The sequence below is a fragment of the Microbulbifer jejuensis genome, assembly GCF_047289955.1.
In the GTDB taxonomy this organism is placed as follows: domain Bacteria; phylum Pseudomonadota; class Gammaproteobacteria; order Pseudomonadales; family Cellvibrionaceae; genus Microbulbifer.
Map to the genome: position 1 here is coordinate 251,518 of NZ_JBLBUB010000002.1, position 13,765 is coordinate 265,282.

8 protein-coding genes and 2 pseudogenes are annotated in these 13,765 nt (G+C 50.0%); 9 read left to right on the forward strand and 1 reads right to left on the reverse strand.

Translation table 11 applies throughout. The features are described 5' to 3' along the window. Positions 1–270 precede the first annotated feature (270 nt). From ACL7TT_RS02390 to tnpA, 6 genes and pseudogenes are all read left to right on the forward strand, one after another. Entirely contained in the window at positions 271–699 is a 429-nt protein-coding gene (locus tag ACL7TT_RS02390; RefSeq protein ID WP_413392869.1) for an Hsp20/alpha crystallin family protein, read from the forward strand. A 73-nt stretch (positions 700–772) separates the two neighbouring features. Then, positions 773–1,192 carry a CBS domain-containing protein gene (locus ACL7TT_RS02395; RefSeq protein WP_299947722.1) on the forward strand — a complete coding sequence of 140 codons (420 nt, stop codon included), beginning with the start codon at positions 773–775 and terminating at the stop codon, positions 1,190–1,192. Positions 1,193–1,705: 513 nt separating this feature from the next. Continuing rightward, positions 1,706–2,719, forward strand: coding sequence for an AraC family transcriptional regulator (locus ACL7TT_RS02400; protein WP_413392872.1), 1,014 nt, complete (start codon positions 1,706–1,708; stop codon positions 2,717–2,719). Between the two features lie 250 nt (positions 2,720–2,969). Continuing rightward, complete coding sequence (locus ACL7TT_RS02405; protein WP_459564482.1) at positions 2,970–4,103, forward strand: S-(hydroxymethyl)glutathione dehydrogenase/class III alcohol dehydrogenase; 1,134 nt, start codon at positions 2,970–2,972, stop codon at positions 4,101–4,103. A 14-nt stretch (positions 4,104–4,117) separates the two neighbouring features. Beyond that, entirely contained in the window at positions 4,118–4,984 is an 867-nt protein-coding gene (fghA, locus tag ACL7TT_RS02410) for an S-formylglutathione hydrolase (RefSeq protein WP_413392874.1), read from the forward strand. Positions 4,985–5,222: 238 nt separating this feature from the next. Beyond that, positions 5,223–5,516, forward strand: a pseudogene (gene tnpA, locus ACL7TT_RS02415) (IS200/IS605 family transposase); the annotation flags it as partial. Here the strand turns inward: tnpA and ACL7TT_RS02420 are convergent. Next, positions 5,516–6,235, reverse strand: a pseudogene (locus ACL7TT_RS02420) (helix-turn-helix domain-containing protein); the annotation flags it as partial. The pseudogenes tnpA and ACL7TT_RS02420 overlap by 1 nt on opposite strands. 1,436 nt (positions 6,236–7,671) lie before the next feature. Between ACL7TT_RS02420 and ACL7TT_RS02425 the strand changes: the two are divergent. From ACL7TT_RS02425 to ACL7TT_RS02435, 3 genes are all read left to right on the forward strand, one after another. Then, the gene (locus tag ACL7TT_RS02425; protein ID WP_413392876.1) at positions 7,672–9,237 is read left to right on the forward strand and encodes a lytic polysaccharide monooxygenase; all 1,566 of its coding nucleotides are present in this window, start codon (positions 7,672–7,674) and stop codon (positions 9,235–9,237) included. 1,598 nt (positions 9,238–10,835) lie between these two features. Beyond that, positions 10,836–11,888, forward strand: coding sequence for a quinolinate synthase NadA (gene nadA, locus ACL7TT_RS02430; RefSeq protein ID WP_413392878.1), 1,053 nt, complete (start codon positions 10,836–10,838; stop codon positions 11,886–11,888). A gap of 701 nt (positions 11,889–12,589) precedes the next feature. Continuing rightward, complete coding sequence (locus ACL7TT_RS02435; RefSeq protein ID WP_413392880.1) at positions 12,590–12,859, forward strand: hypothetical protein; 270 nt, start codon at positions 12,590–12,592, stop codon at positions 12,857–12,859. Positions 12,860–13,765 lie beyond the last annotated feature (906 nt).

The following is a 13,765-nucleotide window of genomic DNA, read 5'->3' on the forward strand; positions in this document are numbered from 1 at the left end:
CCCCGCTGCTTCTATACCCGTATGTTAGTTAGATACTGCGCCATCGGCGAAAGAGTATTTGTCAGTCAATGGGAATGTTGTTCAGTGATAGATGAAAAGTAATTAAAGCGCATTTTTTAATGCTGTTTGTGATGGTTATAGCGAGTGCTTCTTCCTCCCGAGTGCTGATGGATTTTCTAGAATGAACTAAAGGCGCTTGAGACACAGGGTTGGATTCTAACGTCATGTCTGTGTCTCTTGCCATATGGTGGAAGTAAAGAGGTTGTAATTATGAGTCTGATACCGAGAGGATCCCTGCTGGATCTGGATAATATGATTGAGCAAATGCTCTATCCTGCACGCGCCATCGGCGGCGAGCGGGAGGGGTTTTTTTCACCCCGTATTGATGTGAGTGAGCGGAAGAATATGTATGAGATCAGTGCCGAGCTGCCCGGGGTTGGCAAGGACGATATTAGCGTGACCCTGGAAAATGGTGTTTTGACCCTGGAAGCGGAAGTGCACAGGGAAGTGAAGGAAAAGCAGGACGGACAGATACTTCGCCAGGAGCGTCGCTACGGAAAATTCCTGCGCAGTTTCAATCTGGGCGAGGAAGTCCGTGAGAATGATATAGATGCGAACTTTAAAGACGGGATTCTGACCTTGAAAGTCCCGAAACACGAAGGACAACTTCCCCAGAGAAAGCGTATCGAAGTGCATTGATTCAAAACACTACAAAGGTGGCGGGAGCAGCCCGTCACCTGGCAGCCCGAATCCTCGGGGCAGACGGAGGTAGATGATGAAAGTGAAACAGGCAATGCACCAGGGTGTCACCTGGTGTAGCCCGGATATGCCACTAGAAGAAGTGGCGAAAATCCTGCGTGATGAAGATATTGGTGCCGTACCTATCGGTGAAAATGACAGGCTGGTCGGTATGATAACCGACCGTGATATTGTATGCCGCGGCGTAGTACAGGGGGAAACTTGCTCAACACTCAGCGCCCGCGATGTCATGACCGAGGGTATCGAGTGGTGCTGGGAAGAGGACGAGCTGCTCTCTGCCATGCACAAGATGGAGCAGCAATTGCTGCGCCGAATGCCGGTACTCAATAGCGAGAAACGCATGGTGGGCATTTTGAGCCTGGGTGATATCACAGCAGCAATCGCCGCCAAACAAGGTGGTCATTTCGCTTCGGCGGTGTCGGCGCATCACTGAAGGGGGTCTGAGGCCCCTATCTTTAGGCTCCCGCAGGCCCCATGGCATTCCTTACCGGACAGGATGGACAATGGGGCTCATGCCTCACGGCAAAAAAATCCTCCAACGCAAATAGGCTGTGAGTGTCCTCTTTTGTCTTCACAGTTCCCATTGATGCTTCGTACGGCCCCGAGAGGTGAGTGTTCTTCCCTTTACCTTGCGATCAACTGCAGCCTGGCAACACTGGTCGCCGGGTGGGTAACCGTGGCGGTGGGTTGTAAAGTCTGGTCAAAAAGCACAGTTGTTTTTCATGCTGGAAGCGATCGGATGACGAAACCCCGGCAGTATTGGGTTTGGCTAGGCCTCTCTGTTACCCGAGTGGATTTGGCCTGTTATGATACCGTTCTGTTACTGTTCCTCATCCACTTTGTTATTGCGCCCGCTCGGAGACACACCCTTATAGGATAGGTGGGCAGCCAAGCACCTGTAATCTGGTGGCCGATAGAGTAAAGGCTAAATCCCGGAGATGGACCCATGAAACCCACTTATGAAATCCGCATCGGTACTTTGGCGGGTTTCGATACGCTTGTACCTCAATTGGGTGGTGTACCAGCCGAACTGTTGGCCCGCGCCTCTCTTCCCCCAAAGTGTGTGCGCCGCCCAGAGATACTGATTTCCATCTCTACATTAGTAGACCTGCTGAATGTGTGTAAGCGGGAGTTGCAGTGTGATGACTTTGGCATGCGACTCGCCGAGATGCAGGGGCTGAGAATGCTGGGGATCCTGGGAAAACTACTACTCAATGGGGGGAACCTGGATACGGCTCTGAGCGCGTGTCATCGCTATATGGTTTTGCACAATCAGGCGGACCACTGGCGACTCTCGGAGCAGGGGGAGCGGTTGCATGCGCAGCGGATCAGCCACTTTTCCGGACTCAATGACACAGATCAGTACAGTGAGTTGGCGATGGGCGCGGCCTGCAGGCTGTTTCGGGAACTGGCAGGCACTGACATCCGTCCTCTACAGGTGCTGTTTCGCCATGCCCCGGTTTCCTCTATGCAGCGCTATCGGGAGTATTTCGATACTGAGGTGCTGTTTGCTCAGGAGCGGGATTGTCTAATTTTTGATGCCACTTTGTTGCGTCGCCCAATCAACGCCCCCGCCCCCAGCTTGATCAATTACTTCGAGAAGTTTACCCATGGGCTGATCAAGCAATACCAGGGGGATATTGCCGCGCAGGTACGCACCTTGATTTTACAAACGCTGGGTGCCAAGCAGCACAGTCTGGCGCAGATTTCCCGATTGATGGACATGCCGGTGCGCACTTTGCAGCGACGCTTGAATGACTTGGGAACCTCTTTCAGGCAGCTCTTACAGCAGGCACGTATGGAGACAGCGCGCTGGCATTTGCGCGCCTCCAGTATTGATATCGGTTTGCTCTCTGCAAGTCTGGGTTATACGGATGTCAGCGCTTTTTCAAAAGCTTTTCGGAGCATTCACGGCAGTTCTCCTTTGCAGTGGCGTAAATATCAACGTGAAATAAACTGATTGAGGCTCAGCAGTGGCTTGTTGCGCCAGGTCTGAGTGCTGGGCCTGTTAGATTGCACCTCTTATCCTGCAGACATATCGGTTACTCATGGCCGGTTTGATGGCAACCGCTGTAAACCCAATACCAATGGAGGCTGTTTATTCTAGGGGTTGCTGCACACCCCCCTTCCACTACCTTTTTGCCTCGCTCACGGTGAGGGGTTATGCTGAACGCCAGTTTCATCTGACCGGTATCAATAGGGAATGATTTATGGGAACGGACATCATCTACTGCAAAGCGGCTGTGGCCTGGAAAGCGAGTATACCGCTTTCTATCGAGGAAATCGCGGTGATGCCTCCGCAAAGAGGCGAAGTTCGCGTCAGGTTGATGGCTACCGGGGTTTGTCACACCGATGCCTTCACACTGTCCGGGGAAGATCCGGAGGGTGTATTTCCTGCAATCCTCGGTCACGAGGGAGCGGGTATTGTCGAGTCGGTAGGTGCGGGTGTTACCGGCTTGCAGGTTGGAGACCATGTGATTCCCCTGTATACGCCTGAGTGTGGGGAGTGCAAGTTTTGCTTGTCTGGAAAAACCAACCTGTGTCAAAAAATTCGCAGCACACAGGGCAAGGGCCTGATGCCTGATGGTACTAGCCGTTTTTCGATTAATGGCCAGCCCATTTATCATTATATGGGCACCTCTACTTTCTCCGAGTACACGGTTCTGCCGGAAATTTCTCTGGCCAAAATCAACCCCGAGGCGCCCCTTAGGGAAGTGTGCCTGCTCGGTTGCGGCGTTACCACCGGTATGGGCGCTGTGATGAATACGGCAAAAGTTGAATCGGGTTCTACCGTGGCGGTTTTCGGCCTTGGAGGCATCGGTCTGTCTGCGGTGATCGGGGCTAAAATGGCCGGAGCTGAACGTATTATCGGCATTGACGTGAATGAGGATAAATTTTTACTGGCAAAAAAACTGGGCGCTACAGCATGCGTGAATCCAAATAATTATGAACAACCGATCCAGGAGGTGATTGTCGACCTGACCGATGGTGGTGTGGATTACTCCTTTGAGTGTATCGGCAATGTGCAGGTAATGCGCGCTGCTCTGGAATGCTGCCACAAAGGCTGGGGGGAATCAGTCATTATCGGAGTTGCCGGTGCGGGACAGGAAATCAGTACCCGTCCATTTCAACTGGTAACCGGTCGGGTTTGGCGTGGTACGGCGTTTGGTGGCGTGAAGGGTCGTTCGGAATTACCGGATTATGTGGAGCGCTATCTGGCGGGGGAGTTTCAGCTGAATGACTTTATTACCCATACTATGACGTTGGAAAAAATCAATGACGCTTTCGATTTAATGCGCGAAGGCACAAGCATTCGCAGTGTGATTCATTACGACCAAGCGTGAGTGGAAATAGGAATATGTCTCTCGAACTTGTCAGCAGTACCAAATCTTTTGACGGCCTGCAGCAGCAATATCGGCACTGGTCTAAGGTCCTGAGTTGCCCGATGCAATTCTCCATTTTCCTGCCTCAGACTGCCGACAGAGAACCTGGACACCGATATCCGGTTCTCTACTGGCTCTCCGGCCTCACCTGTACGGACGAAAACTTCAGCCAGAAAGCCGGTGCCCAGCGTATGGCCGCCGAACTGGGCATTGTTCTGGTGATGCCGGATACCAGCCCGCGGGGGGCGAGCGTCGCTGATGACCCAGAATATGATCTGGGCCAGGGAGCGGGTTTCTATGTCAATGCCACACACGAGCCCTGGAAGCGGCATTACCGAATGTACGATTATATCGTAGAGGAATTGCCGCTATTGATCGAGGCGAATTTTCCCATAAACCAGCGGCGCGCAATCAGCGGGCATTCCATGGGTGGACATGGTGCCCTGGTGATCGGGTTTCGAAACCCCGAGCGTTACACCTCTATCTCGGCTTTCAGCCCGATCTGCAACCCCATGGCGTGTCCCTGGGGTGAAAAAGCATTGGGTGCTTATCTGGGAGCGGATACTACCAGCTGGGAGGAGTACGATGCGACAGTACTGGTAGGCCGTGCGGTCAGTCCTCTGCCCCTGTTAATTTCCCAGGGGGAAGAGGATGAATTTCTCAAGCAACAGCTGCGACCCGAAGCCCTGCAACTAGCGGCTGAAGCTTGCGGATATCCGATTCGACTGGAGCGTCATACGGGCTATGACCACAGCCATTACTTCATCGCCTCGTTTATTGAAGCGCATTTACGCTTTCATTCAGATTTTTTGTTGAGAAATCACCTTGGGAGCACACTGTGAACTTTTCCTGCCCCCCCCAGTACCTTTATTGACCAAGAAATTAATATTATTGGGTCAGGAATAAACGGCGAGTTACTTAACACTAAAAAGAGTAAGAAACCAGAATCTGCGGCTAATAAACTAGTCCAAAGGCAGCCTCCCCCGGCCCTGCCGGGGAGGCACGCGTAGTTTGACAGATCCGGAAGTCCCAGATTAACTCGAATGTGTGAGCCGCCCAGCAATACATAAAGAAGGCACGATGAGACAAGTGGACAGTTTAAGTCACACGAAGTGGGAGTGTAAGTACCCTATAGTTTTTATCCCAAAGTATCGTAGGAAGGTACTGTTTGGACAGATGCACAGAGTGTTGGCCACAGTGTTTCACTAGTTTGCCCGACAAAAGGAGAGTCTGATTGAGGAGGGGGACGTAATGCTGGATCATGTCCATATAATGACATCGATTCCGCCCATATATGCTGTCTTTCAGGTGATGGGATATATCAAAGGGAAAAGTGGTATTTACATCACGAGGACCTACACTGGCCGGCATAGACAGTGCTCGGTGCCACGATCAGTCAGGATGCGCAGCACAGGTAGCTCACACGAAGCGTAGAATGGCAACACACGGTCATTCAGAAGGTCTGCTGCAGTGATTGGCGTCTTTGTTGTATACAGCTTGCAGTGTGCCACTTTTGCGTAGGTGTCAACGTAGGTCTGCTGGTATACACGTCCAACACCTTTGAATGTCCCAACGTAGAAGGTGTCCTGTGAGCCCAGATAACCAGGATGTTGGGTCTCAATTTCGCCGCAGGCTTCGTCATCATGACGTTTGCGTTCCAGAGCCTGAACCTGTGATTCAGTGAGAATCAGACCTTCCTTTGCCACTTTGGCTTCCAGGGCTTTCAGGCGGAGTCTGAAGTTAGCCAGGTCATGCCGTAACCAGATACTGCGAACCCCGCTAGACGATACAAAGACACCGCGCTTACGTAGCTCATTGGATACCCGTACCTGCCCATGAGCAGGCTCTTCAAGGGCATAAGCCAGCACTGCTTCTTCGATAGCTGAGTCAACGCGATTCTTGTGATTTGGCACCCGCCGGTTCTTCTTCAGCAGGGCGTTCACGCCGCCGCTGGATACGGCTTCTTTGTAACGATAGAAGGTGTCTCGCGATACGCCGAGCATCTTGCAGGCTTTGGAGATATTGCCGAGTTCTTCCGTCAGATTGAGCAGACCGGTCTTGTGTTTAATGATGCGATCGTTAGTATGAATCACGGGGTTTATCCTTGGTTTTGGTTACAGGTTTCGTCGCTTTCATCAAAACCGGTAAACCCCCTCTTTTCAAGGAGATGTGTCAGATTTGGTCTGAACTAATACAAATAAGCAAGGTATATTCGATTTTCTCGGATTTACTTTCCACCTGGGACGGTCTCGCAAAGGCCGTGTAATACCGAAAGTTAAAACGAGCGGTAAACGTGTTCGCTCTAAGCTGACGAAGGTAAATCAATGGGCTCGCCAAGTCAGGAATAGAGCACCGTTGGCTGTTATATGGAAAATCTTCCGTGCTAAGCTTGCTGGTCATATCCGCTATTTCGGTATGAGCTTCAATGCAAGGCGTGTTGGCCAATTCCTCTACCAGTCTACGCGGATTCTATTCAAGTGGCTCAATCGGCGCAGCCAGCGGAAATCGTTCAGCTGGGAGAAGTTTGGGCGCTTTTTGCGTCTGTTTCCGTTACCTAGAGTGAGGATCTACCACACACTCTACAGCCAATAACTGCGTGAAGGGTTTTGTCTTGAGCCTAGTGCGTAAATAGCGCACGCTGGGTTCTAACTGGGGGGGCGACTGGGTGACCGTCGCCTCTACCACCTCAAATAATTTGTTCGGCGTCAGATCCGATCTTGCTCGACGCAACCGTTCACTCTCCTTTAGTTGTCACTTGGATTCCTTTAGTTAGTCGGTTCCCGTCCCGTCATATTGTTTGCGTCGGCGATAGAGTCTCTGTTCGGATGCTTGCATCAAGCGTATCACATCCACACGCGACATCACCTGGCTGAACAGTACCTAAACCTGCCGCAGCTTCGTGACATTTCTGGAGCGGTTGATTGAAGAGATGTGAAGATAAACCTCTGCGCAGTGACCTTCTACTGCTAACCGCCGGAGTAAAATTATCTACCGAAATCACTTAAGGCGGAGCTATTGTAGTTTGGTGTGATTTACACTGCCACTGGACTGGAAAAATTTTTCCAGCTACTGCATCTACTTTTTATAGATAGTATCGAATTAAATTATGCAGCAGAAAATCTTCACTTTATCACTTTACAGAAATTTGGTGGGATAGGCGCAGTGTAGTCTTTCACTAAAATTTCTTTTTTGAGCGTATCATTTTCACGTAGGTAGAAATTTTCAAGACATGAGATCCGAAAAACTGCTGTTTATAACAGCACCCTGAATTTACAAAGCTTGCCCTTTTGAGCCCGCTTAGTAATGAATATGAAAAATGTCAAAAAGCCAACCAAATTCACAGATTCAGTCAGGGGCTTGCTTTTATAATGCTGATCAGGCTGTACCAGCTTCTGAATTATAGGATGTTTCAGGCAATACAATTTGCGTGGGAACATTTTAGCTGTTGCCATGTCTTAACTTCACTTTTCTTGGTGGCGGCCCAGACGGTGGCCCCACCAAAGAGTATTGACTAATTAAGAGTAATTTTATGATATTAAGAACAAAGTTTGCCATTGCATCGATATTGTTGATGCCATATAGCCTACAGACACAGGCCCATGGCTGGTCCGAGTACCCCAAGGCCAGACAGCAAATCTGCTATGAACAAGGCAATGTTTGGTCCGGGACACCACCAAATGCCGGGTGTGCTTTAGCCAAGAGCATCTCAGGGCCATATCCATTTCAACAGCGCAATGAATTTTCTATTAATATCCCTGACTATAACAACATTGCCACCGTAAGAAGTGCGGTCCCTGACGGTACCCTATGCTATGCCAATGACTCCCAAAAAAGAGGGATGGGTGCAGGAACGGACGCCTGGAATCGTGTCGAGATCAACGCTGGTACGTTTGAGTACGTTTTCAATGCAACAGCGCCACACAATCCTTCATTTTGGGAGTTTTACTTAACCAAATCCAATGCAGATTTATCAAAGCCATTAGCTTGGGGTGATCTCGATCTTATTCAAGAAGTAGGTAATGTGCCAGTTGTTAACGGTAAATACCGTATGAATGTCACCATTCCCGAAGACAGGGTGGGAAATGCCGTTTTATTTGTGCGCTGGCAGCGAATAGACCCAGTTGGTGAAGGCTTCTATAACTGTAGTGATATCATCATTACAAATAATGATGTTGAGCCGCCCGTAGAGCCCGATCCAGATACGACGCAACCGTACCTTGTTCAGGGTAACACTTTTATCCCGCAAGAGATTAATTTAAACTCAGTAAGTGTTGGCGATACAGTAAAGTATACGGTGTTCAATAAAAATGGAGAAGAACACTCCTCATTCTCATTGTCGATCACGGAGGGCAATAAAAACGATTGGGATAGACTCTTGGCTTCTCAAGTCACCGGATGGTATGAGTCAAATCATAATGGAAACGTTTTTATTGGCCGCTGGCATGAAGAAATGAATCATTACATGTATTTCCGGAATGATTTGCATGGGAATTATTTTAATTCAAAAGATCCGAGAGCTTCTGGTCAGCTCACCATTATCGATAATGGGAGCGAATTAATGGCGGTGATTACGCCTAGAGTTTTAAAGTCACCGGTTAACGCAAAAGTGATGCACGGGGACTATATGGTGCTTACACAGGGGGAAAGCAAAGGTGATGTCACTCATTCACAATGGTCGGAAGTCAGTGGCAGTCAAGTGCAAACTTCCAATGGCCCTGATAATGCCTTAATCATCGATACGTCAAGCCTGCCGAATATACGTCAGGAATTAACCTTTAGGTTGACGATCAGTAGTGACGCTGCCATTGATGAAGAAGTGTATTCATTTGTCGTAGAACCATCAAACATAACTGATCCCACTGATCCCACTGATCCCACTGATCCCACTGATCCCACTGATCCCACTGATCCCACTGATCCCACTGATCCCACTGATCCCACTGATCCCACAGACCCTACAGTTCAAAAGTGGGATAGTAGTCAGGTCTATACTTCGGGTGATGTGGTAACTCATAGTGGAAAAACATGGACAGCAGGCTGGTGGACAAGAGGTGAGGAGCCAGGCACAACTGGGCAATGGGGAGTCTGGCGTTAAGTTTGAATAATATAAACATCAACAACTGAAGATGGTGTATGCAGGCTGATAATTGATCCACAATATTGTGAGCCTGTATACCAACAAAAGCCCTGGCACTCCCGGGGCTTTTTTATGTGTCGAGGAGCCTAAGACCTGCTAACAAGCCATAACTTTAAACCGGGACACCTCAGGAGCTACTGTCCACATTATCATGCCTTGCAGTGCAGCCCCTTGTGTTGGTATTTTTAAGCAGATGCAGTTCCAAACTCTCAGAGGTATTTCCTTTTTCCTGGTTATAAAGTCAAGCGGGACTGTAGCCGGATTCAGTGCAGGAATATTTTCATAGGGGCAGGCTATTTAGCTTAGTGAAAAAGACTATTTTATTACATTTCTCCCACTGTGTTACGCTATCGGTTATTTAGAGCATAGGAGGGAAATATGAAAACTATTATCGCGATGATAGATAGGCTATTTAAGGGGGGTAAATATCATCAAGCCCCTTGTGTGGATTGCAACTACTCCAACAACTACTATGGAGATCAGGCGTGTCAGGCAGTAGCAGAGGACATGTCAAGAGTCTGCACTCGACCCGGCAACAGAAATTCTGCTATCTGAACGCAAACTGCTGCAGACCCAGATCGAACCCCGCTGTCTTTTCTACCTGCTTTGCAATAGGATAGGATCGGTACGTGACGGTCTGGATGTGGCCCAGAAAATCCTTCTCAACACCGTAATGCTATTGCACTCTGCCCTGTGCAGAACCAGTGCTTCCGCAGGAAATGAAAACCCTGCACACTTACTTCGAAATTCGGGTGATTCGTATACAGAGTCGGCTGGAATACCGCGCTGATATCGAAAATAGCCAGACCCCGAAAACAGATCTCTGTCGCCTGTGGTGAAAATGCCATTTGCCAAGGTGTAGACTCTTCGAAACCTGGTGGTGAGGTTGTGAGAACGGTGTTTCTCCAAAGCGGTGATCTGAGGACTGTGTTCGCCGATACAGGCGTGGATATCCGCGTAAGTAGTGGTATCGGCATTGAGCTCAATAGTCTGTGCGCACGGCTACCTGACTCTATGGTGACAGCGCCAAACCCGATTTTCGTGAGAATAGTCCCTCGATTTTGAGCGTTGAGATCGGGATCTGGGGGTCTCTGCAGTGAAAGCTGTCGCCATCCTAACCGATGATGAGGGTATGGTGGGCTACCCCGCTCGCTAGTTGCCAGCCCTATGGCCTGAACGACCAACCCCGGGCTTGTCTAGGAGCAATTTACGCCCGGCACAATTGGACCGGCGAAGGCGCCCTTGAAGTAGCGCATCTTCACCAAACGCGATATGTCGGGGTCTATACGCTGACGCTCAGGGATCGTCCAACGCAGTTGCATAGTAATCAGAGCCAGATTGCCTGTTCAAGCAGATGGAGACTAAAAGCAGCGGAAGGTCGGGTTTTCACGTGTTCCATCACCAGAATCACCATATGGCACCCGTTTTGGTGTTGTGGGAATAAAGTAGATGCACTTTGCTGCCAGTTTCCAGCCAGATCCTGAGGGTGCAGTCAACCCGTTTTGGTGGCCTTCCATTGCGTTATAATGCGCCTTTTTCCCTGATGGTGGCTAGCAATGACTCATAAGTCTAATGTCGCAGGCACGTTAGATGCCCCCTCCCTGGTAGAGGCCCATTTGGCGGGGTCGGTTGTGTCCCAGTACGGTGAAGAGGAATTGCGGGTTTGGCGTGAACGTATCAAGTGCTTACTGAAAGCGCAAAATGCTGTGCTGGTGGCGCATTATTATACCGATCCCTTGATTCAGGCACTGGCCGAAGAGACCGGTGGCTGTGTCTCGGACTCCCTGGAAATGGCCCGCTTTGGCGCCCGACACCCGGCCGACACTCTGGTGGTAGCCGGGGTTAAGTTTATGGGTGAAACCGCCAAGATTCTAACGCCCAACAAGCGTGTTCTGATGCCCACTTTGGAGGCTACCTGTTCCCTGGATTTGGGTTGCCCATCGGAGGTGTTCGCGGCATTTTGCGATCAGCACCCCGACCGCACAGTAGTGGTTTATGCCAACACGTCCGCGGCGGTGAAGGCCCGTGCCGATTGGGTGGTAACCTCCAGTATTGCTCTCGATGTTGTGGATTATCTGGATGCCAAGGGTGAGAAAATCCTGTGGGCGCCGGACAAGCACTTGGGGGGTTATGTGCAGCGTGAGACCGGCGCGGATGTGTTGCTGTGGGATGGCGCCTGTATCGTGCATGAGGAGTTCAAAGCAAAGGGGGTGAGGGATCTTAAAGCCTTGTATCCAGATGCAGCAGTGCTGGTACATCCTGAATCACCGGCGTCAGTGGTTGCTTTGGCAGATGTCGTGGGCTCCACTTCGCAGATAATTAATGCTGCCAAAACCCGTGCACAGAAACGCTTCATTGTAGCGACAGACCAGGGCATTTTTTACAAAATGCAGCGAGAGTGTCCGGATAAAGAGCTGATTATTGCCCCAACTGCTGGCGCAGGTGCCACTTGTCGCAGCTGCGCCAACTGTCCATGGATGGCAATGAATTCGCTGGAGAATCTGTGCGGGGTTTTGGAGCTGGGCGGGAATGAAATCTTTGTGGACAACGATTTGGGGCGCAAGGCGATGATTGCACTGCAGAGAATGCTGGATTTCCGCAGGGTCTAATAATAAAGGCCAAAGTTCTCTGTATCAGCAGATGAAAAAAGAGCGATCCAGAGCCTGCTGCTAGACAGTGTAACAGTCGCCGTTGCTACCGGGTCGGAAGGAAAGAATACCCCTCTCCCGAGATGCGCTGTACATACATCCCTGTGCGCTCGTAATCGACACCCATGCCTCATACGATCCTGGCAGAGGGGGTATTCTTCCCCCCTTCCTTATTAGTAACAGGGAGATTGATTGTTTCCGAATCGCTGTCGCCCTGGAACTGTTCCGGCCTGGGTGCAGCCTTAACATGGTTGCCCGCACATATACCTTGGCATTGTCCAGAACCGTTGCTATTGGCGCAGGTCGACTGGCCGGATTCTTTTAGACGGGGCGCGATCAGAGCAGGGAAAGCCCTTCAAATAGCATGAAGGACCACCTGGATATTACCAGTTGGATACTAAAGATCAGCCTGGCTGGGATGTTCTTCACCCTGAGCGAAAAGTGATGAGGTCCAATGGATACGTATTGGTTCTTGGCACCATTTTCTTATTTGGGCTTCGTCGGGATTCACCGCTTCCACTAAAAACTATTGGCGCTAAAAGCTACATAAAAATGAATTATGCGCATAAATCCCTCGGCGCCAATTACTCGCAAATTTCCTGCAGCTAGACTCTCTGAAGACAGCTATTAGTGCAACACTGAAACAATGGGGGAGTCGAATCATGAGACTTTCAGGGAGATTCGCCTTGCCGCTCTTGACGGTGTTGGTGATACAAGGTTGCTTGTTTGTGCCTGCTGAAGATGTGGAGGGTGAAGACCCATTCTATTTCGAGACAGGTACTGATGGACAGGGTGCCAGCTTTGCCGAAATAGGCAGTTATGATTCCAAATATCTGCAACCTTCACCGGCCAGTTTTCAATGCGGAGTGGAGTGCGCCGACAGCATGTACAACTCCGCGACTTGGTTCTTTCCGATTATGAGAGTCTATTAGTGTTTATGGAAATACTGTGCGCTTGGACATGAGGGCATAACCCGATCTTAAACCGAAGTACGCGAAGACCGCTTCGCGTGGTACCGATACGGAGAAATACCCATGCAAAACTCCCCGATTGTTATTTTCGCGTTCTCTATGAGCCTGTTGCTGACAGCCTGCGGAACGCCTAATACCCGCAATCAGGTCGTGTATCCTCACAGCTCGCCAATGCCTCGACATGTGGAATACCGATCGTACCCCTCTTCTCATGTGCCTGCGGCGCCAACTGAGCGCAAAATCAGGCATTCAAGCTGCCCCGGTGATTCCGAGGAGCTGGCGCCGGGTTCGATTTGCCCTCCCAGTGCACGCTGCTATGATATTTCCGGTGGTAGACGTTGTATTTCCTATGAGGAGTAGAATTTTACTGGTGCTGGTCGCGACACACCTGCTAGGCGGTTGTGCAGATGGTTTTTGGCAGGATCTGTGTGGTGACCCAATGTACTACACTTACAAACGCGGCCCAGTGCCACCGGATGAAATTACGGCCTTCCCTCGTTTTTGTCTGGCTGGAGACCCTTATATGGGAGCGCTGGATAATTGTAGCCGTGCGCAATTGCATTGCTATCAATTGGATACTGGAGAATGGTGTGAGGGCCCCTATTCTCCATTTGTCCTTAGCTATGGTTCTCATTATTAACCTTGTGATCAAGTCGGATGCCAGGTAAGCAATAAGTAGGGAAGTGTAGCCGGGAAGAAAGAAGAAGGTGGTTTTCTTCCAAAAAGGTAGTGTTCAGAATTCTGTGTCATTTCTTTATCATTAGCAAAAAAGAGATGACCTATGACTAAACATACTTTCGATATGGATGCTGCTATCAAGGCGCTGCGTGAGGGCAAAGACCTCAGCGGCAAAGATGGCATCCTGAC